The organism is Bradyrhizobium sp. MI1.11, from assembly GCF_055811255.1.
In genome coordinates, this window is record NZ_JBVVPM010000046.1 from 32,091 (window position 1) to 51,697 (window position 19,607).

Here is a 19,607-nt window from a genome sequence, read left to right on the forward strand (position 1 = left end):
ATGACGGCGGAGCATGTGGCTCCTTGTCGCTCATCCCCTCACCACTCACTTCGCCGCCCGCACCTCGACGGTGCCCGTCCCGGTGCGGCCGTAGCGCGAGGGATTGTACATGTCCTCGACATAGGCCTGCGGCAGCACGTATTTGCCGGGCGAGACCACACGGACGACATAGGCCACCGTGAAGACCGCCTTGGAATCCGAGGCCCGGTCGACGGCCGCCGTGAAGCGGTCGTCGCGGAACTCGGTATCCTTGGGCTCCTGGCCGTCCTCGATCCAGCCCAGCGTGCCGCTGTCGCCCGACGACACCAGTTTCGGATTGTCGATCTCGAGGCCGGCCGAAAGATAATCGGACACCATGATGTGGCCGTACTCGGGCTTGGCCTCGGTGATCTTCAGCACCACGGCGAAGCGGTCGTTCTGCTTCACCTTGCTGATATCGGCGGGCTTGCCGTCGAGCGTGAAGAAACTGCGCTCGATCTTGAAGCCGTTCGATGCCGCGGGCTCCGGCGTCACCGGCGAACCCGACACAGAGACCACGGCCTGCACCGGCGCATCGCCCGTGTTGGTGATCTTCAGCGGCTTGCCCTCCAGGGTCGCCGCCTTGTAGCTGCGGTACAGCGCGGTCTTGACCGGCTGGCCGTCGACCTCCATCGACAGGTTCTCCTTGGCGAGCGCGCGTGCCGCCAGCACCAGCCACGCATTCTCCTGCGTGGAGGTATAGGGCGTCAGCCCGCGGGCAGTCTCGACCCTCGACACCGCCTGCGTCAGCGTCGCCTTCGGGGCATTGCCTTCGCTGGCAAGCGACACCAGCGCTGCGGCATCGCGAAGCTGCGAGCCGTAGTCGGTGCGGCCGAACTCCAGCACGGGTTTTGGCGCGAGACTGTCGAGCGCGGCACCGTAAACGCGCTCCGCGCGGTTGCGGTCACCGACCAGCGCGAGTGCCGCGGCGAGCTGCGATTTCGCGATGGGAGTTGCGAGGTTGCTTAGCTTGGTGTCGGCGAGATAGCGGAGGTCGCCGATTGGCGCCGCGCCGTTGCGCGCGAGCACATAGAGGCCGTAAGCGAGATCGCGGCCGCCGTCCTTCTCCGGCTCGTTGCCGTTGACGACCGAGTTGCGGATACGATCGAGCGCGGTCTTGAACAGCACATCCGGGACCACAAAGCCCTTTTCGCGGGCGCGGGTCAGGAAGTCGGTCACGTACGCGTCGAGCCACGCATCGTCGCCGCCCGCCGACCACAGTCCGAACGAGCCATTGGAGCCCTGGCGGGCCAAAAGCCGCTCGATCGCGTCGCGGATGCGCTGGTCGACTTCGGTGTCCATGGCGAGATGCGCGCCCGCGGCGAGATCGTTGACATAGAGCAACGGCATCGCACGGCTCGTGATCTGCTCCGAGCAGCCATAGGGATAGCGGTCGAGCGCTTTCAGGATCGTCGCCGCATCGAGCGCGGTCGACAGGCTCGCCGAGACCGAGACGCTGCCGGTGCCCGGTACGAGGTCGGCGAACATATCAGACGTCAGCGTCAGGCTCTCGCCCTTCGCCAGCGTCCGGATCGAGCGCCGCGCCAGCACCTGCGTCGCCGCCTTGACGTCGAGCGCATAGTGGCGCGCGAGTGCAAGCCCGTTCGGCCCCTTGATGTCGACGTCGAGCGTCGCCTGCCCCGCCGCCGTCGCGTCGATGGCGAGCGTGAACGAATTCCGCTGCTTGGCGGCGAGCTTGACCGTGGTTGCGGGATTGCCTGTCATCTTGACCGGGCCGCCCGTCTTCACGTTGATAACGTAGTCGCCCGCCTGCCCCTCGACATTGTCGATCTCGAGATTGACCGTGCCGTGGTCGCCGTTGAGCAGGAAGCGCGGCAGGGTCGTGGTCAGCACGACAGGATCGCGGATCACCACGTCCGTGTTGGCGCGACCGAGCTTGGTCGCGGTCCACGCCACCGCCATGACGCGCGCGGTGCCGGCGAACTCCGGAATGTCGAAGCTGATTTCCGCGGTGCCGTCAGCAGCAACCGTGACGATGCCCGAATAGAGCGCGAGCGGCTTCTGCGCAGGCGGCGAGCCCTGCAATTCGGCCGCGCCGGCGTCACCGCCGGACTTAATCTGACCGCGCGTGCCCGACATGCCGTCGATCAGTTGCCCATAGAGATCGCGGATCTCCGCGCTGAGGCGGCGCTGGCCGAGATAATAGTCGTCCGGCGCCGGCGGTTTGTAATTGGTGAGGTTGAGGATGCCGACGTCGACCGCGGCGATGACGATCTTGGCGTCCTCGCCCGGATTGAGCCCGTCGAGCTTGAGGGGGATCTTCAGCAACCCATTCGGCCGGATCAGCGCCGGCGGGGTCAGCTTCACCTGGAGCGTGCGGGTCTGTTTGTCGATACCGAACCATTTGAGTCCGATCGCCCGGCCTGGCATGCGTTGCGCGGCCGCATCGAGCGGACGGCGCAGCGTCGCCACCACATAGGCGCCAGTGCCCCAGTCCTTGCCGACCGGGAGCTTCACCTGGGCGGTGCCTTCCTTGACGTCGATGGTCTGCGTCGTCAGCAGGCGATCGCCGAGCACGTTGACCGTCAGCTTGCCGGCGCTGCGGACGTTGACCGACACGGTCATCATGTCGCCCGAGGCGTATTGCGGCTTGTCGATCGAGGTCTCCAGGAGGTCCGGCGTGTCGGCGCTGCCGTCGGAATACCAGCCGACGTCGAACTGTACGGAGGTCACGGGCCCGTCGGCATCGTTCGACTTCACGTCCAACCGGTAGCGGCCGGGCTTTGGGGTCAGCGAAATCCGCGACGGCTTGTCCGCGGCGACGGTCACGTCGCCGTCAGAGACGCGCGAGGTCGATTTGACCGGCTCGTACTCCCAGTAATTGCTCTGGCGATACCATTGGTAGCGCGACTCCATCTTCAGGAGCTCGTAGCGCAGGCCGTCGCGGCGTAGCCTCTCGCCCTCGGGCGAGACGAACACGATGTCGAACTCGGCCTTGTCGCCTTCGGCCACGTTCTTGTCGCCGAATAGCGGCTTGATGCCGATCATGGCGGCAGCAGGCGCGACCGGCAGCACGATCTTGCGTTCGACGGCGCGGCCGCCGGTCTCCACCATGCGAACGAAGATCTGCGCCTCCTGCGGCCGCGTCGAGGCCGGCTGCTTGTCGAGCGTGACCGGGAAGGTCGCAACGCCGTTGGCGTCAGCTTCGGGCAGGTTTTCCAGCGGCGTGCGCTCGTTCGAGGTGGTCTCCTCGTCGGCGACGCCGAACTGGTAACCGGCGAAGCCCGGCCGCTCGGACGCGGGCGCGACCAGCATGTCGCCTTCGAGCGCCAGCCCCGAGGCCGGCGCGCCATAGAGGAAATGACCGTCCGCCTTAAGCTCCACTGGAGCGTTAGCTTTGATCAGCTTGTCCTTGGAAGACAAGTCGAATTCGATCCGATCAGGGACGTAGTCCTCGACCATGAAAGTGGTCTCGCCGACCGAAGAGCCCTTCGGATCGGTGAAGGCGCGCACCCGCCAGGTCCCGGTCGGGACGGCCGAGTTGAGCGGCACGGACAAGGTGCGCCCGCCGGCGCCCTGGTCGGACAGCACGGCGCGGCGATATTCGACGCCGTCGGGACGCTCGATCACCAGGGTCATCGGCCCGCCGGTAACGGCGTTGCCCTGCCCGTCCCGCAACAGCGCGGTGAGATAGACGGTCTCGCTGGAGCGGTAGACGCCGCGCTCGGCATAGACGAAGGCGTCGGCGCCCACAGGCACGGCCCTGCCCGAAACGCCGCGGTCCGACAGGTCGAAGGCAGAGGATTTGAGGCTGAGGAAAGCATAGTCGGCCTTCTCACCGGTCACGGTGAGCATCGCCGGCGACAGGCCGCCCTCGCCGCGCGCAAGCCCCGCCTCGAACAGCAAATGGCCGCTCTCATCGGTCTTGCGGGTGGCCAGGATCTCGTTGTTGCGCGCGACCAGTCGCACCTCGGCTTTGCCGACGGGATCGGTCGAGGCCAGCGAATTCACGAAGACATGGATGCCGTCATTGCCGGAATAGGCCGTGACGCCGAGATCGGAGACGATGAACCATTGGGTGGCGAGCTGGTAATCGTCGTCCGAGCCCGGCCCCTTGGCTGCGGCCGTCATCACATAGACGCCGGGCTGGAGCTCGCCCAGCGCCTGGTCGACCGGGAACGCCGTGGTGACGTCCTGGTTGAGCGTCATCGCGGTCGCGAGCTCGCCGGTCCAGACTTTGACGCCGCGCTCGCCACCGAGATCGCTGAGCTGGTATTTCGACAGAGTCTTCTGGAAATCGCTGTCGACCACCGTGTTGATCAGATTGCGGTCGCCGATCCGGAACACGTTGATGTTGACGGCTGGCGTGTTGACGCTGACGACGGGAATGCCGCGCTGGCCCGTCCTCGGCAGCACATAGGCGCGGCTGGTGAAGCGCACGAAGGGCTTGCGGTCGCGCACATATACGTTGAACTCGGCCGATTTCGGCAGGCCTTCCTTCACGGTGGACGGCAGGCCGGCGCGCAGATTGATGTTGTAGCGCTCGCCGTGCTTGAGCCCATCGACGCAGAGCTGCTTGCCCTCGGCCGACAAAGCCGGCTTGTCCTGGCCCGCCAGCGCGAGGTACGGCGCGAAATCGGTGCGTTTTGCCAGCTCCTCCGAGAACTGGAAGCAGGCGCGCGGACTGGCGGAGTCCGAGTCCACGGTGTAGTCGAGCAACCGAAACCCGTGCTCGTCGCGCATCTTCTCGTACTGGCCCCGGACGTCGGCGACCTCGCGCATGTCGAGCGACAGCCGCAGTGCATCAAGCGCCGGCCGCCACAGCTTGCGTTCGGACAGCGACTTGCCGAGCACCGCGAGCGAATCGGCCTCCTCGCCCGCATTGCCGGCGCGCTGGTAGGCGATGTAGGCGGCAGTCGAGGCGCGCTCCAGCAGAAACGTCTGTTCGCTCGAGCTCTTGGGCGTGATCTGGAAGATGACTTTCGCCAGGCGCAGCCAGTTGCCGGCGTCCTCCGGCGTGGTCGCCGCGATCTGGCCGAGCACCGACAGGCCGGTGCGATAGTCGTTGCGCCGGAAGGCAGCATCGGCGTCGGTGCGTAAGCTCGCGCCGCTCTTGGCGACCGGCCCCGCCTCGCCCTTGATCTGCGCCTCCAGTTTGATCGCGGAATCGGCGAGGTCGTCCCGCTTGAAGGCTTTGTCGGCGGCCTGCGCTACGCTAAGGCCGAACGCCAGCGTGGCGCAGAGTGTGACGGCGCGAACAAGACCGATCATGGATGGACTCCCGGAAATCGCGGACGAACGCCGCTTGTCGCATGAAATGCGCGGAAAGGTGACCGACTCAAGGCGATGGAACCAAAGGTGCAAACCGTCGCATTCGCCATGACAAGGCACGCCCAGAGGAGACCGATCAAGCTACCGCCGCGCACGCCGTCCTGATGGCGCAGTAATACCCGACCAGTCGTCCGGCGGCCGTGTCCCGGAAGCTGGCCAGCGTTCCCGGCGATGTGATCCATCGTCCAGTCCGCTGCCGCTCAACCCGGCACCCTGACACCCCACCGTTCCGCTTTGTCGCGGCTTCGAGGAAAACGGTTCGGTTCAGGCTTGGCGAAAGACGATATTTTTCATAATGGCATGGTAGATGAACAGCCGGCCCCAACCAGGGCGGCTCAAGACGGTCCCGTAGCTCAACTGGATAGAGCATCAGATTTCTACTCTGAGGGTTGCAGGTTCGATTCCTGCCGGGATCGCCACTACCAAATCTTTTCCATTCGTTTTCAACCACTTGTCTCCGTGTTAGCCAACGCCGTGGAACGCGTTAGCCATTTGTTGTTCCTGCGCTGTTCGCGAGCTTCGTCATCGCCGCTTCCGCAGCTATCTCTTGATTGACCTCATCGAGGTATTCCTGAAGCTGATCGAGAGAGCTGTGACCAGAGACAGCCATGAGCTCGACGCCCGTTGCACCCGCGTGGGCTAGCGCTCTCAGCGCGGCCTTTCGGAGTCCATGCGCGCGATAATTCCGAGTCCGGCCGTCATCGCACACGACGGGCTTGAGTTCAGCCGCGCGACACCAGTCAGCAAACTTATTTCCGAATGCCGCTGCAGAGGCGAACGGACGACCGTAGTCATTGACCAAGAAAGTCAGGACTCCATCGGAGCGCGTGCCCACAGGGATAGCGTCAAGCGCGTCCTGAAGCGCCGACGTAATCTTTATCGACAGAAGCTTCCCGGTAGTCCGCAACGTTTTGTGCGGCCGCCACGAGAGCTTGGAGCCGGCCTTGACGTGCTGTTCTCCCAGGAGGTGGGCATCGTGACGCCTAGCAGCGATGTTGAGCAGCAATTCGAGCGCTAACCTCGCGACCGTGCCCAGGGGCCAGCGATTGCGATACTGCGCCACTTGCGGCTCGAGCCAAGTCAAATGCCCCGCGCTCTTGATGCCAGACTTCAGCGTCACGATGCTTTCGGTAGGGTCGCTTGACAACTCGCCTTTTGACTTAGCGAAGCGAATGAGGCCGCGGACAACCTTCAATTCGTTTTTTTGTTGATTGGCCGTCTTGCCTTCCAAGAAGTCCCTGACCGATTTCTCGCGCACGGTGGCAATCCGGTTCTCGCCGTATCGGCGACCGCTGGGCGTCTTGTGCTCGCGGAAGCGCTCCAGGATAGGCCGCCAACTGTTTTGTGTGTCGTTCGCGAGCCCCTTGGTGAACGCGTCGTTCTTCAAGTAAGAGATCACCCACGCGTCGACCGTCCCAGATTTAGCCTTGCTGGTGCCGATCGTCGCCGGCGGATCGCCCCCAGTCTTTTCGAGCAGCGTCTGATAGGCCTCTAGAAATTCAGAAGATCCGGGAGTCCCCTTGATGGTGACCGTCTTGTGGCCCTTCCGGCGAAATACATGCCGTCTCTTCCCACGAGCATCTTTGAAGCTGTGCAGAAAAGGCAATTTCACGTCGGCCATAAACGTCCCTCCCCTCTTTAATCCCACTCATCAGCACGGGGACTCTCGCGCTCATCCTGTGGTGGATTGACCATCACCACAATGCGTCCGTCGCGACCGATCTCGACGCGCCCCCGCACTCCCGCTCGGTTTACGGCCTTTATCGCTTTGGTCAGGTCGCGCTGTTTGAATGTTTGCTGGCCCCGCGACACTTTAAGACTCCGGGGCCTGACGCCAGTTTTGCGGGTCGCGGAGCCAAGCATCGAACTCAGCCCGACGGTAAGCTACCCGGCGAGTAGAGACTTTGACCGACCGCGGGAATTTGCCTTGCTTCTCCCAGCGCCAGAGCGTCACGGTGGACAATGTGGATCGCTGAATCACCTCGCGACGTGAAACGAGGGATGATGACGGCTCGGTCATAGACGCACTCCTAGATTAAAATCAGAAAGCGTCCCCGGCCCGGCCCGGTCTTGATAAGGCGACTGCAAAGCCAAATTCCCAAGCGGAATTTCGCGTCGTTTCCTTGGGGCCCGCAAGTAATCCACACTATCCCAGCCGCGTCTTCAATTCGTCGGTCTGCCCTTAAAAAGCCCGCTGGCATCTCTGCCAACGGGCTGTGCTCACCTAGATTCGTGCCTCACCCGGGACCAAGGTTACGACCGTAGTCGACGGCCTCTTGGTCGGCTCCGGTTCGGCGAGGAAGTCAGTCACCAATTGCGTCGCCAGCCGCAGCACGAGGAGCGCATCTTCGCGCCCCTCGGGAAGCGAGCATGCGACTTGAATGGCGTGCCGCCGGTGCCATGAGTCGCCCTTCATGCCATCACCACGTTTTGCCAATCCTGACTGCCGACCTGCTCCAAGAGGCCCTCGTGGTCTCCTATCCCGCTGTCGTCCGGTTCGCGGCCATCGTGCTCGTGCTCTAGCTCAGCGGTGCCGCCGCCATTCCAGTGGGTTTGATCGATCCGGCGATCGAGCGAAGCAAGGGACGGCTCGTAGTCCGCGCTCTCCTCCTCGTCGCAATCGTCTTCCTCCAGATCGATCGCCGGTGCCCAGCACCCATGGCGCCAAGAATCCGCTTGGCTGGTGACGTCGTCGAATGCGCCCAAGCTCGGCTCGCGCTCATCGTCACCCTCCAGCTCCGTCATAACGTAGACATCGGAGGCATCGAGGAAGGCGATCAGCCGGTCGATCTCCGCCCGGGCGGTTGCCCTGAGCCGGTCGAGGCGCCTGAGTGCGGTTTGGCGGCGACGCTCTTGCCGAGCAAGGCCGGCCGGAACGGACGCACGGAGGCGGCCCGCTGCTGGCGGAAACATAGGTCTAGCAATGGTCATGGTGGGGTGGTTCTCGCGGTAGGACCGGCTTGCTACGGCCGGGGAGCGACGCCCTGCTAAGGAACGGCGTTCCGATTGCCAGCGGCAGGCTGGCACCGGGAGGTTAGCAACATGTCCGCGAAGACATGCCCGACTGGCCTTTCCCCGAAGGGTATTGCATAGCCAGCGGCCTCCCGGCATAGTGAGCCGGTCGGTGCTCACTGGCTGTGAGCCCGGTTAGTCTTTCAGTGGTACTTCGGCCGGCAAGCCGTCGCCCCACCTATCGCGGATGCAGCGCAATCCCCGGCAAGGGACCGCTGCGAGAGTTGCTAAGCTCCGCCCCGACCCCACCATGATTTGGTAAAGAAAGTCCACCCCCTTTCGGGGCGCTTCGGCGCGCGCCGCCCCTGAGGGCGAGATGTGAATGGTCATTACGTCATTAGGTGCCGTAATGGCTTGATAGACCAGGGGCGAATATAACCAGAAATATAACCAAGGCTGCTTCATCTCGGTGACCTGGCGCCGCACACAAGCTGCATATTTTTCCCGAGTGGCAGCTTTTCACGCGCGCAACCTCTTGATCTCGCGTAGCGGTTGAGGTTCATTGTGCCCATTATTTCGGCGCGATATGGAGAGGTTTGTCGGAGAAGTCGACACTCTCATAAAGCAGCAAGAAGCAAGCGATCCCAACGCCTTCCAGAAAACGGCTGAAGGCATTGAGGCCGACCTGGAACAGTATCGAGCCCGCAAGCAGAATTAGTCCTAACCGGCCCCACTCCTGCTTGCCTGCCTCACTCAATCGCACGACCGGGAGAACCGAGCGGGCCGGATAAGGGCTCAACCTATTTCGGCCACAGGCTCCTTCAAGACCTGCTCTGCATTTCCGGGAACACTCTTAAACAAAGCCTGGAGGTCAGAAAGATTAAGCACAGGGGCCGAACGCATCTGATCTTTCGCAGCCGCCGTTGAAACATCGATCTCGTTGAACCGCGCCTCCATTTTCCGGAAATGGGCATAGCACCCAATGTCGATCGCGAAAGCCTGAAAATTCCCTGGCTGAGATTTGTGCGTGAGAGCGCTGCCAGACTGGTGGATGATGCGATAGTCGACCAGTCGGCTGAAGAGCGTTCTCCAGTCCTCGTCTTGCTGAAGCAACTGCTCCGGAACCAAAAAGACGTTTGTCTTTCTGTTCAGGCAAAACTCCCTCAGGACGTAGATGCCAGCGATGAGGACGTTTTGCTCGTCGATCTGAGAATCCTGCTTCAACTCCTCAATGCGCCGTTCAAGATTCGACCGACTCAGTACGCGCACCTCATCCTTTCCTACAGCTTCGCCCTCGCTCTGGCTCATGGATTCAAGAAAAAGCGACAGGACATCGCGCGGGACGCCACCGCCAGCCATGACGAGACGAGCGAATCCCTCGCCCTTGAAAAGAGCCTCGAGCTCCTTCTTGTCCATAGCAGCACGACGGCCGTACTCCATAAGAATTTGCCAGTTCTGGCTCTCGGTCCGTGCAAAATGGCTGAAGGTATAGTCGATATTGATCGGCTGATAGTCGTGGCGCTCCTGTGCGCCAATCGGCTGCCCCTCGCGATCAGAGAACATCGTGGTCGCGTGCCGCATCGTCGCAATCTTGAAAAACAACGGGACGTCTTTGCAGAGGCGATGGATGTAGTCGACGACGAAGGCCTGATCGGCACGCTTGAGGTGGTACAGATCGTCGATTTGCAAGAAAATGCACTTTACCCCGGAGGAAACAGAAAAGAACTCGCGGATGCTTTTTTTGAGCTCAGGAAGCCAGAGATCCAGCTCCTGCAGCTTCCGCCGATGACTGGTGAATGATCGCTCAGTTTCGGATTTTGTTTTGTTCGAGCCGCCCAACGAGAGCTTAACCGCTTCGATCTGCAGCCCGCCCTCGGCGTGCAGCTCACCCTCGGTTGAAGCCTTGTGCTTGACCTCTTCCTCTCGTTCGTCGGGAGATTGGTGCATCGTGGTGAGGTTTGCGCGTATCTCGCCGATTATTTGTTTAGTTCTAGCCTTCTTGCCGAACCATCCCGACAGGTGCGAGTCGATCTCCGAAAACAGCGAGGACAGGATTTCGATCAGCACGTTCGGAAACGTATGTTGCTTGAAGTCCTCGCAATTGAGGTAAATGGCCTTGATTTCTGGCGGAAGCTGCTTCGCCGAATCATGCAGCAACAGCGTCTTTCCGCACCCGCGGCGAGCAAAAACAGCGTGGTTCTGCCTGGCGCTTATGTCCTCCATGGCGTGCCCTACGTTTATGTAGGTGATCGCTTCATTTCCAAGCTGAACGCGCAGCCCCTCGGTGATAAGCTGCCGCAGCCTGGCAAGCTTCTTCTGGTCGACCATTACCCCTCCAGCCAGCATTCCATCCCTGGTTGAAGCTTGAATGAATCGGCTGCCCGCGTCGAGTGCAATGTTGGCCGATTCTGTCATCGGCTCCTCGCGGCCCTGCCCGCTGGCAGCCGCAAGGCGCCCCAATCGATCGGTCGCGGCGCGATAACTTCGCCGATCTGATCTTCTTCCCACCGGTGGATCACTCGTTGCTTAACCCCTTGGCGGTCGACTGAGGTCAGCCAAGCGCCTCCTCCAACCCAATGAGCACCCTCGATCCGCTCGTGACGCTGGACCTGGAGGAGGTGCAGCAAATCCCGCTCAGGGATCATGTCGTTCTCGTCATCTGGAACAACGAAGCCGGCCTCTGCGCACAGATCTGGCCCGGGCAGAGGCGTGCCGGCGACGAGCTGTTCCTCCAAGCGGAAGTTTCGCACCTTGTCCGCGTTAGGGCTGTTCGCCAGGACCTGCTCAATTCGCGAACTCGCCGACGTCCACATGTCCATAGCGTAAGCAGCGGGTCGCCGTTGCTTCTCGTGCCAGCCGATAAGGTAGAGCGTCGAGGACGCGTCGCCGCCCCGCTCTGCTTTTGCGTACTCCTCAAACAGTGCAGGCAGGCAGGCGTTTGCATCCTTCACAAGCTTGTCGAACGAGTCGAAGAGACTCGGAAGGCGCCCAGCGAAGAAATGCCCAAGCATTGCGGGACCGGTACACGCTACGGCGGCCCTCATGGTCGGCATGCTGACACACTTCCGATGGTCAACCGCGGCCAAAACGCCAGTGCGATCGTAGGCCGCCATATCCGTGATCAGATGGACTGATTTACGCTGCCGCAGGACGTTGATCGCGCTCATCGCTCTTCTTTTCCTCTGGCGGCCGATTGTCATTGCAAGGCTTAAGTGAGCCGTTCGCGCGCATCGCAGCGGCCTCGATACTTCCCAATGCAGTTGCGACGTCCGGGTAAATCTTGTTCAAAGTCTGCGCGATCTGCACATCTTCCTGCGACAACAGCGATGTATCGCGATTGAATTTGATGTCGGATGCGATCTTGGCCTTTTCGAGCGCCAGAGCGGCTGTTCCGGCAGCGTTTCCAAGCTTCTCCATCTCAGCTCGCATGCCGGCGGTGATCGCCGTTCCATCCTTGATCGCGGCTGCCGTCAACTGCGCAACCACTCTTGCCTTCTCCTGTTCGGCGGCCGATTTGCCAACGGTGGCGGCTTCCGCAAGCGTCGTTTGAATGTACTTGTTGACCGCGTCAGTGGCCCGCTTCCATGCCTCTTCAAGTGGCTTGACCGCGTTCGGGTCGAACGACGTGTCCTTGCGGACCGCGTCATAGACGGAATTCGTATAATCGCGCGCTGATGCAACCACGTTGGGATTGCGCAGCCCGCTCGCTAGGCGGCTTCGTGCGTCGTCTGTGACAGTAGGACTGGGCGAAGACAAGAACCCGATGGATGCCGCGCCAGCGGCTGCAGGAATACCAAGCCCACCTGGCGCGAGAGCCAGATATGGCGCGGCCTTCCCGATCAGTTGCCCCGCTGACTGAATGAAACTCATCAAAGGAGCGAGCATCCCCGCAATACGCTGACCGAGCGTGAAGATCGCATCGACGGCCTTAGCAATCGCCTCGACGATGTCGACCCACACCTCCCGCATTTTGATGCCGAGCTGCGTCAACAGGTCCTGGATCGGATGCCATCGCTGCGAAAGTATCTTCTCGGCAGCATCGAGCCGATTTTGCAACTCCGTTGCGTTGTTTACCGCGCTGTCCGGGATCAGTTCCTTGCGAGCAATTTCATCGGCAGCAGCGATCATTTTGTTGAGATAGTCGCTGTCTTTCGCCAAGTTGGCCGCGATCTTGTCTCCGCCGAACGCCTTCGCGATGTCTAGCGCGGCGAGACGCTCGCCTTTGTCCAGCGCCTGGCCCACCAGGTCGCGGAGCGCGCGAAGTCGCTCCTCGGTGGAATTGGCAGCCTTGAGTTCGCCAACGCCGGAGTTGCCCCCGAAGTTGCCGGCCTTGACCAAGTCGTTAAGGCGGTTCTGCGCGAGCGTCCCACCGAGAGTCGGCGCCGCGGACGCAGCGAGATTCTTGAACGCCTCCGTCAGCGCGTCGACGGGCGTTTTGGCGTCCTCCGCGGCCTTGGTGATGCGCTGAAAGAAGTCCGTTGAGACGCCGGCCGCAGCCGCCTTTTCCGACAGCGCGACATATTCGGCCAGCCTCTCTCCACCGAGCTGCCATGCCTGGGCCACCAGTCTGATCGCGTCCACGATCAACAGCCCCTTACTAAGCAGGCTCAACGCCGGTAGCAGCCTCGAGAGGATCGTTGATCCGACCCCCGCAAGCGTCGGAGAGAAGGCCTCCATCCAGGTGCCGGCTGCTTTCACGTTGACGCCAAGCAGCGCCAATGCTGGAAACGTGGTCTCGATCGCCGTGCCGAGCCTGATCACGCCCGCGCCCGACGCATTGGTAGCCGTCACGATGCCGGCCGCGACTGCTTCCAGCGCGGTGGCCGCGCCCTTTATTGCCGGCGCCGCAAGGCTGTTGACGACATTCCGGAACGCTGGCGAGAACACATAGGCGGCCTCCGCAGCCTGGCGAAGATGGTTAGCCGCGCTGACCGCCCCCTCACCGGTAATCTTCCAGCCGTCACTGTTCGCCTTAGCCGACGCATTTGCTTTGACCAGATTGTCATTGGCCGCGGCGATCGAAGCCTTGAGCCGGTCCAGCGAGCCCGCCGCCTCGTCAACGCCAGGAGCGCTACCGCGGATCTCTACGCGTCGGATAACATCAAGCGTCGGCATGCTGAAGTTCCTTTTCGCCGGCTAGAAGCGCCTCTCCGCAGGCCTGCCTCCAGGCCTGCAGATGATCGTTAGAGCAGCCCGCGTTCCGAAGCCGTCCCTCGCACTTGGCGATCTCTTCGGCGGCCCATTGCTCGAAAGCAGACCTCACGACGTAGGCGGATCCGATCTGGCGCGCTTTGAGGCGCCGGTAAATGTCGAGCATCCACTCACCGTCTTCCCGGCCGATCTGGCCGATTTCGGTGACCGTTACCTGTGTCATAGCTTCTGTCCCACTTCATTCTGCGATCGAGCGAACGCTAGAGCGCCGCCGCGGCCCGGAAGAACGCGTCGATCTCGTCCGACGTCATGCCGTAAGCCGCACCGATTGCGATGGTCATCGGGTGACTGCGCTCGAATACCGTCGCGCCTGAAACCAGCATCTTGGCCGCGAACTGTTGATCGCTAGGCATGGCATCAATGATCGCAAGCAGTGGCGGAGGAATGACGGCAGCGTTGGATGCGAGCGCATCGGCTTCCGTGATGATGCCGGCGACCGCGAGTTGCTGGAAGAACTGACGATCGCTGATCGATTGCGGCACCGGGGGCGGAGGTGGAATAAACGGGTCCGGCGTATTGCCATCCGCAATCCACGCTTGATATGCGATCCAATCGCGGTTCGCGGGGTCAGCCGGGATACATGCGCTGTCCGAGGTGCGGATGACGACATCAGATGCAGTGAGTTTATAGTCTGCCATTAGAGCCTCGCGTTTACTGAATAGCTTGTTAGAAACCCGGCCTGCCCCCCGGCATTAGCCTGCGCTGTGGCTCGAAAACTTAAAGTCGTCGGGACCTCTGAAATCGGAGTATTGAAGCTGGATAGCTGCACATCACCCAATCGGGTGATGGTTGGCGCGGCGCGCATCTCTACCGGGTGCATCCACGCCACCGAATAGAAGCCGCCTGAGCTTGCAGAAGTTTGCAAACCCACGAGGGCCTTATACCAATGTCGTTTGCACGACTGCAATTCACTCGCGTAGTCTGGCAATTGAAAAGCGGGCGCGACACTGCCCTCGTATAGCCCGACGTCGAACAATTCGAAGACGTTTCCGTTCGTGCCCATAATATTGAACTGGGAGGCCGTGCAGTAGAAGGCACTAGCTAGCCAGGTATTAGGTGTTCCGGTTTGAAAGCCTGATCCGCCCATCAGGAAGAAGCGTAGATCAATCCCCTTGCCATTATCAGCAAGCCATGTGCCGGTTGTATCAAGCATCAGCGTTATCGACTTGACAACGTCGGTGTTCGCTTCGCCTGCGCTGATCGTAAACTCTGCCACATAAGCCCGATTGGCCGCGTTGTTGCCGAACGATACGCCATACGTTCCGGCTGGACCTTTACAGCCGAACTGCAACGTCACTTGTTTTGCGGAGGCTGTGCCGATCTTCAGATCAGCGGTTCTGAGCCCTTCGATCCCGCATATGATTTGAACAAAGTCAGCGGCTCCGACTGATGCGTCCGCCGCTGTCACGGTGTATCGCATTCGGTTGGGCGAACCGCCCGGCGTCAAGCTCGCCACCTGTCCCGCAGTAGCATTGCCAGCATTGTTCGCTACAACAACAAACATATCGACTGGAAAGTATCCAGAGCCGAAAGGACTGCCCGCAGCCGCGCCATTCTCCTGCGACACCTGCATGCCGCCGTTAATGATGTAGTTTTTCTTTTGAACGTTGATGTTTGAGCGCGCTTGCGATTGCTGAGCAGCCGTTAACGATTGCGTCGCACCAAACGACACGCCGCTGAGATTGTTTAGTGCCGTCGCAGCAACACCCGTATACTCCGAAAGAGCATTCACGGACGAAACGTCGCCCGCGCCCGGCTCGCCAACCGCGTTGAGATTCCACGCGGTCCCGGTGCCGCTGCCGCTGATCTTATCGCTGGTGATGGTCAGCGTCGTGCCGCTATACGTCGCGACACCCTCCAACCACCCCGTAGCACCAGCCGTAGCCGTGGCCCGCACGCGCGCGCCATTGGTGTAGGCAAGACCGGCTTGCGTGGTGAATGCTTTCGAGCCGGTGCCGATGGCAAGCGGTGTGGTTGACGTGCCGCCATAGCCAGCGCCCGTAGGGCCCGTGTTGCCCGTTGCTCCGATGCTCGCCAGCACCTGCCAATAGGTCGTATTCGGCGGCGTATGGTTGGTGTGGTCTAGGACGCAGGCGTAACTCGACCCACTGAGCGAGACGACGTCGCCAACCGTGTATGCCGTCGCGCCGCTCCAAGCGCCCTTGAGTTGGAATGCCTTGTAAATGCCGAGATACGACCAAACGCCGGCAGACTTCGCCCAAGTCTTGCCCGTGGTCGGCTGGAATGCGTACTGTCCGTCGTCGCCGAGTGAGGGGTCGGGCGTGGTTTGGTTGATGTCGACGAACACGAAAAAGCCGCTGGTGTTCCATGCTGACACCGCCTTGTCGACGTCGCGCGCATAGGTCTCGCCGACGATACGCTGCTGCGAGACTTTCCAGACGACGTAAGCCGCACCGCTCAGCGTCGAACCCGACCACGGCGTGATGACCAAATGCGTGTCGTCGGTGACGTCGGTAATCGTGGCCAGGAAGTGCCCGCTCTGAAACAGATCGCCAGGCTTGACGTTTCCGGCGCTGGACCAGATGGTGCTGGTGCCAGTTACGGTCGTGCCGTCTGCTGCGACCGAAACAGTGCCGGTGGAGTATGAATTGAGCGGTGTGGTCAATTTGATTTCCTTGCTTCGATGCGCGCCAGCGCTTCTTCAATCGGCAGCCACACGCCATCGAGCTTGCGCCAGACCTTGCCGGTGGATGGCTGGAAGGCGAGCCAGCCACGCGCACCCGCCGGGGGCTCGGCGAATTCCGGCGGAAGTGACCCAAGTTCGAGTGAATTCCCCGGCATAGCTGCCGCGTCCTCGCAATTTGCTCCGCGCCCGCCGGACGATGATTCCATCAGAGAACCCGGACGTTGCGCGCTTGCAGCTTGCCGCGGCGGTCGTCGAATACACTGTCAAATGTGACCTTGTCGCCGTGGTTAAGCACGTCGCGATTCATGATTTCCTTGGCATGCACGAAGATGTCTGCACCGCCCTCCGCGGGTCTAATGAATCCGAAGCCGCGGTCACTCCAGCCAACACAAATGCCCTCGAACATGATTCCTCGCTTTACTCGGCTTGCGCATCTTCGGTCGCAGCAATCGCGGCAGCCCACTCGGCCGCCGTTGCGTCGCTGATCTCGCAGGCAATCGTCTCGCCGGTAGACGCCTCGATCGAGACAATTTTGATATCCGGCGCGAGGCGCCTCACCTTCAGTTTTGGATTATCTAGCGTGCGCATATTCGAACCTTCTGTGTGAATTCATTTTGCTTGACCAGCCGGCCGTAGCCGACTGGTCATATTGGCGAGGACGGAGGACCCCACATAACAAAGGTCCATAGCTTCGCGCGGACTGGAGAGCCGCGCGAATTAGTTAGAGACCGACAAGGCCGGCTACGGGTCCGGGGTTGGTTGCGTCACCCACATCGTGAACGTTGATGTCAAAGCGCTGGGTGCCAAGCGCGCCAACTTGGTCGCTGTCCATGTAACGATCGGTCGAGAAGCGGACCCTGACATCTCGCCGGTCGCCGAGCGTCGCTGCGAGGCTGAGATCACCAAACGCGATCATGACCTGACCCGACAGGCTCGTAACGGCCTGTGGCATGACCTGCGTTAGCTGAACCGGAAAGCCCATGAAGGTGGGCGTCAACACTCCGTTCACGTAACGCGCGATGATGCCGCCGCCCGCCCCTGCCAACCGACAGAATGCCAATCCATATCCACGCTGGCTGACGAACCACCGCGCGCCAGGTACCGCGTTGGCAGGGACCGTGCCCATCAGGCCCGAAAGATCGGTCATGGTGATCGTGGAAAAGGTGCTCGCGCTTGCGGTCACTACGCTCGCTGCGTGCGCGCCGTCGGTCAGGTAGGTGAAGAGCCCCTTGATGCCGCCGTAGGTCGACGTCCCGTTACCGTAGAAGCCGCAGAGATCTTCCTTGTCGGCGAACGCGTATGCGACCTCCTGCAGGAAGGCCAAGCCGACGTCGATTGCTGCGTCCTCGACGAGCTCCGCGGAGAACCTAGCGAGCACCAGAATCTTTTTGGCGACGAGTCGCACCGAATCCCAGGCCATAGTCTGCTCGGCGAGCGAAAGATTCTCGGTCGCGAAAATCGCTGTGAGCCCGGTCAGTCGCCGTGGCGCATGCTTCGTGTCGGATCGCATTCGCATTGGGCCCGCCGCCGCACGGAAAGCACCGCGCGTGTCCCTGAGCGCGATGATCGCATCGGCGATCTCGTCAGGCACCAAGGCGCCGCCGGCCGCGGTGGTTCCGGTACCCTGCGCCCGGTTAACAGTCAGACCCTGAGAGGAACACCAAGCGCGCGCCTCATCGGAGCCAATCTCTGCCTGAACCCAGCGCCCGATCCTGCGTACCCGCTCCTCGGCCGAGTGCCGGTCGCGACGCCGACTGTCGACGACGGATCGCAGCAGTTTAACGGAAGACGACAGCTCGTCGACGCTCCCGACAAACTTTTTGAAATGATCTAGCCCCTCGCGCGATTGAGGAGAAGTTCGGCTTCTGGGGTTTAGCATGTGATTTCGTCCTCAGTGATGACGCCGGCGGCCACACAAGCCTCGAGATACCGGCGCGGCCAGGTGTTCATCGGTGACGGCTGCGATGGCAGCCCGAAAAGTCGCAGCGTGAATCCTTCCATGACGGAGTCCGCCGACGAGCCGCCCACCGCGGTACGCGCGCGGAGCGCCTCGATGTCAGCGTTCGCCTTCAAGAGCGAGATGATCAGCAGCGCGCGATGCCGATGCAGCGCGCGGCTGGTCTCCTCATACTCGGCCGACGCCTCCCGGCTTGCGGCGTTCGCTGCGACTCCGACCTGTCGCTCAGCGAACACGATCGCCCGATCGATGATTGCGATCTCTCGTTGCAGCTCGTGCAGCTTTACGGCGGGGTCGTTGCCCCTGCTCGGCGCTGAGCCAATCGCGGCCCCATTCAGGAGTGCGAACGCCGGTGCGTCGAGATTTTTCGTTTCGTCCGGCGGCTCCATCGCGAAAACCAGAGGAACGCCGGCTATCCCGACCTGCTCGATTGCAACGATCTCGGCGGCAAGCTTGCGCCTGCGCTCCGACAGTTCGGGGATCTTCGCCTGAATTTTCGCAAACGCCTCGCGCGCCGCGGTTTCGGGCCTGGTGATGGGTGTTGCTGCTTTTGCCATGGCGTGACCATGCAGGCATAAGCTGGCCAACTACAGGTTCGAACTTGGCCAAGTGTAAAAAAGGCCCTACGGGGTCTGCTGCGACAATCGTCGGCGCAAAGTTCTAAACGAGGGCACGACGCCGCCCTCGTTCTCGAGGATCCGGTACAACTCGCCAGCTGGACCGTCGGGCATCGTCCCCCCAGCTTTGTGCTGCGCGTAGCCGTCTGCCGCGTAGCCGGTCAGCTGCGCCAGCAAGTCGCGCGCGTGGGCGCAGACGTCACCCCTGCGAATGTCCCGATAATTCGACGGAAGCGCGGCGCTTCGTCGCCGTCGATTGAGGATTTGCCGACCTTCGATTTTCCAGCGGCCGTGGCAACCAAGTACCTGCTCAACATGCAGCCCTGTAGTGATGGAGTCGTCCATTGCCCTCGCCAAATCGGACAGCACTCCGCCAGCCGCAGATGCGGCGTCGCGGATAGCAAACCACTTGGTGAGGGCTGCCGTCATGCGTTCAACGCGCGAGCTCCTTGGAGAATTCCGCGCGAAGGGCTTCGCCAGTGACGTGCAGCGCCTCGGCGATGTCGCTCACGCCTGCTCCGAGCGCCACCATGGCGCGAACAAAACAGCGAGCTCGGTGCTGAACTCCACCGTCCAGGCCGAACATCGCCACTGCAAGCGCGCTGCCGAGTTCGCCGAAGTCGTCGGGGTGCCCCGCTGGGGAAGGCCGGACCCAGCCGCGCGCGGCTGCGTAGGCCAGCAGATCGCCGTGGGTTACGTCGAACTTGTCACAGATTTCGTTCGCGTGCTCCCGCCCAACAAAATAGGCGCGGCCAATTGCGTTCCAGTCGAGCTTGGCGGACTTCGGCTTCCTGCCGGCTCCCTTACGGGCTCCGCCTCGGCCATGGCCTTTTGATTTCGTCATTTCAAAACTCCTTCAGTTTGATTGCAAATGCTGAGGCGCGCCGCGAATTGCAGCGTCGTTTGATTTTTC

Annotated in this window: 17 protein-coding genes and 1 tRNA gene; 1 reads left to right on the forward strand and 17 read right to left on the reverse strand. The window is 61.7% G+C overall.

What is annotated here, in order from left to right:
* Positions 1-45: 45 nt before the first annotated feature.
* On the reverse strand, positions 46-5,250 hold the full coding sequence (locus AC0L30_RS32245) for an alpha-2-macroglobulin family protein (RefSeq protein WP_219680187.1): 5,205 nt from the start codon (positions 5,248-5,250) through the stop codon (positions 46-48).
* 402 nt (positions 5,251-5,652) lie between these two features.
* On the opposite strand from AC0L30_RS32245, the gene AC0L30_RS32250 reads away from it, so the two are divergent.
* Positions 5,653-5,729 (forward strand) — tRNA-Arg (locus AC0L30_RS32250).
* A 65-nt stretch (positions 5,730-5,794) separates the two neighbouring features.
* On the opposite strand, the gene AC0L30_RS32255 is transcribed toward AC0L30_RS32250, so the two are convergent.
* The 16 genes from AC0L30_RS32255 to AC0L30_RS32330 form a co-directional block, all read right to left on the reverse strand.
* The gene (locus AC0L30_RS32255; protein WP_473406057.1) at positions 5,795-6,931 is read right to left on the reverse strand and encodes a tyrosine-type recombinase/integrase; all 1,137 of its coding nucleotides are present in this window, start codon (positions 6,929-6,931) and stop codon (positions 5,795-5,797) included.
* Positions 6,932-7,123: 192 nt separating this feature from the next.
* Positions 7,124-7,330 carry a helix-turn-helix transcriptional regulator gene (locus AC0L30_RS32260; protein ID WP_473406058.1) on the reverse strand — a complete coding sequence of 69 codons (207 nt, stop codon included), beginning with the start codon at positions 7,328-7,330 and terminating at the stop codon, positions 7,124-7,126.
* Between the two features lie 392 nt (positions 7,331-7,722).
* Positions 7,723-8,223 carry a hypothetical protein gene (locus AC0L30_RS32265; RefSeq protein ID WP_473406059.1) on the reverse strand — a complete coding sequence of 167 codons (501 nt, stop codon included), beginning with the start codon at positions 8,221-8,223 and terminating at the stop codon, positions 7,723-7,725.
* An 834-nt stretch (positions 8,224-9,057) separates the two neighbouring features.
* Positions 9,058-10,677 (reverse strand): hypothetical protein, encoded by a 1,620-nt coding sequence (locus AC0L30_RS32270; protein ID WP_473406061.1) that lies wholly within the window; start codon positions 10,675-10,677, stop codon positions 9,058-9,060.
* On the reverse strand, positions 10,674-11,429 hold the full coding sequence (locus AC0L30_RS32275; protein ID WP_473406062.1) for a hypothetical protein: 756 nt from the start codon (positions 11,427-11,429) through the stop codon (positions 10,674-10,676). Before AC0L30_RS32275 ends, AC0L30_RS32270 begins: the two co-directional genes overlap by 4 nt.
* On the reverse strand, positions 11,398-13,377 hold the full coding sequence (locus AC0L30_RS32280; protein ID WP_473406063.1) for a hypothetical protein: 1,980 nt from the start codon (positions 13,375-13,377) through the stop codon (positions 11,398-11,400). The genes AC0L30_RS32275 and AC0L30_RS32280 overlap by 32 nt, the downstream gene beginning before the upstream one ends.
* Positions 13,364-13,636, reverse strand: coding sequence for a hypothetical protein (locus AC0L30_RS32285; RefSeq protein WP_473406064.1), 273 nt, complete (start codon positions 13,634-13,636; stop codon positions 13,364-13,366). Before AC0L30_RS32285 ends, AC0L30_RS32280 begins: the two co-directional genes overlap by 14 nt.
* Before the next feature lie 37 nt (positions 13,637-13,673).
* The gene (locus AC0L30_RS32290) at positions 13,674-14,111 is read right to left on the reverse strand and encodes a hypothetical protein (RefSeq protein ID WP_473406065.1); all 438 of its coding nucleotides are present in this window, start codon (positions 14,109-14,111) and stop codon (positions 13,674-13,676) included.
* The gene (locus tag AC0L30_RS32295) at positions 14,111-16,099 is read right to left on the reverse strand and encodes a hypothetical protein (protein ID WP_473406066.1); all 1,989 of its coding nucleotides are present in this window, start codon (positions 16,097-16,099) and stop codon (positions 14,111-14,113) included. Before AC0L30_RS32295 ends, AC0L30_RS32290 begins: the two co-directional genes overlap by 1 nt.
* Entirely contained in the window at positions 16,096-16,275 is a 180-nt protein-coding gene (locus AC0L30_RS32300) for a hypothetical protein (RefSeq protein ID WP_473406067.1), read from the reverse strand. The genes AC0L30_RS32295 and AC0L30_RS32300 overlap by 4 nt, the downstream gene beginning before the upstream one ends.
* A 50-nt stretch (positions 16,276-16,325) precedes the next feature.
* Positions 16,326-16,526 carry a cold shock domain-containing protein gene (locus AC0L30_RS32305; protein WP_473406068.1) on the reverse strand — a complete coding sequence of 67 codons (201 nt, stop codon included), beginning with the start codon at positions 16,524-16,526 and terminating at the stop codon, positions 16,326-16,328.
* Positions 16,527-16,537: 11 nt separating this feature from the next.
* Entirely contained in the window at positions 16,538-16,708 is a 171-nt protein-coding gene (locus AC0L30_RS32310; protein ID WP_473406069.1) for a hypothetical protein, read from the reverse strand.
* 133 nt (positions 16,709-16,841) lie between these two features.
* Positions 16,842-17,999, reverse strand: a complete 1,158-nt coding sequence (locus tag AC0L30_RS32315; protein WP_473406070.1) for a phage major capsid protein — start codon at positions 17,997-17,999, stop codon at positions 16,842-16,844.
* Positions 17,993-18,634: a hypothetical protein gene (locus tag AC0L30_RS32320; protein ID WP_473406071.1), complete on the reverse strand. Its 642-nt coding sequence runs from the start codon at positions 18,632-18,634 to the stop codon at positions 17,993-17,995. Before AC0L30_RS32320 ends, AC0L30_RS32315 begins: the two co-directional genes overlap by 7 nt.
* 66 nt (positions 18,635-18,700) lie before the next feature.
* Positions 18,701-19,123 (reverse strand): hypothetical protein, encoded by a 423-nt coding sequence (locus tag AC0L30_RS32325; RefSeq protein ID WP_473406072.1) that lies wholly within the window; start codon positions 19,121-19,123, stop codon positions 18,701-18,703.
* A 4-nt stretch (positions 19,124-19,127) separates the two neighbouring features.
* The gene (locus AC0L30_RS32330; protein WP_473406073.1) at positions 19,128-19,538 is read right to left on the reverse strand and encodes a hypothetical protein; all 411 of its coding nucleotides are present in this window, start codon (positions 19,536-19,538) and stop codon (positions 19,128-19,130) included.
* Positions 19,539-19,607 lie beyond the last annotated feature (69 nt).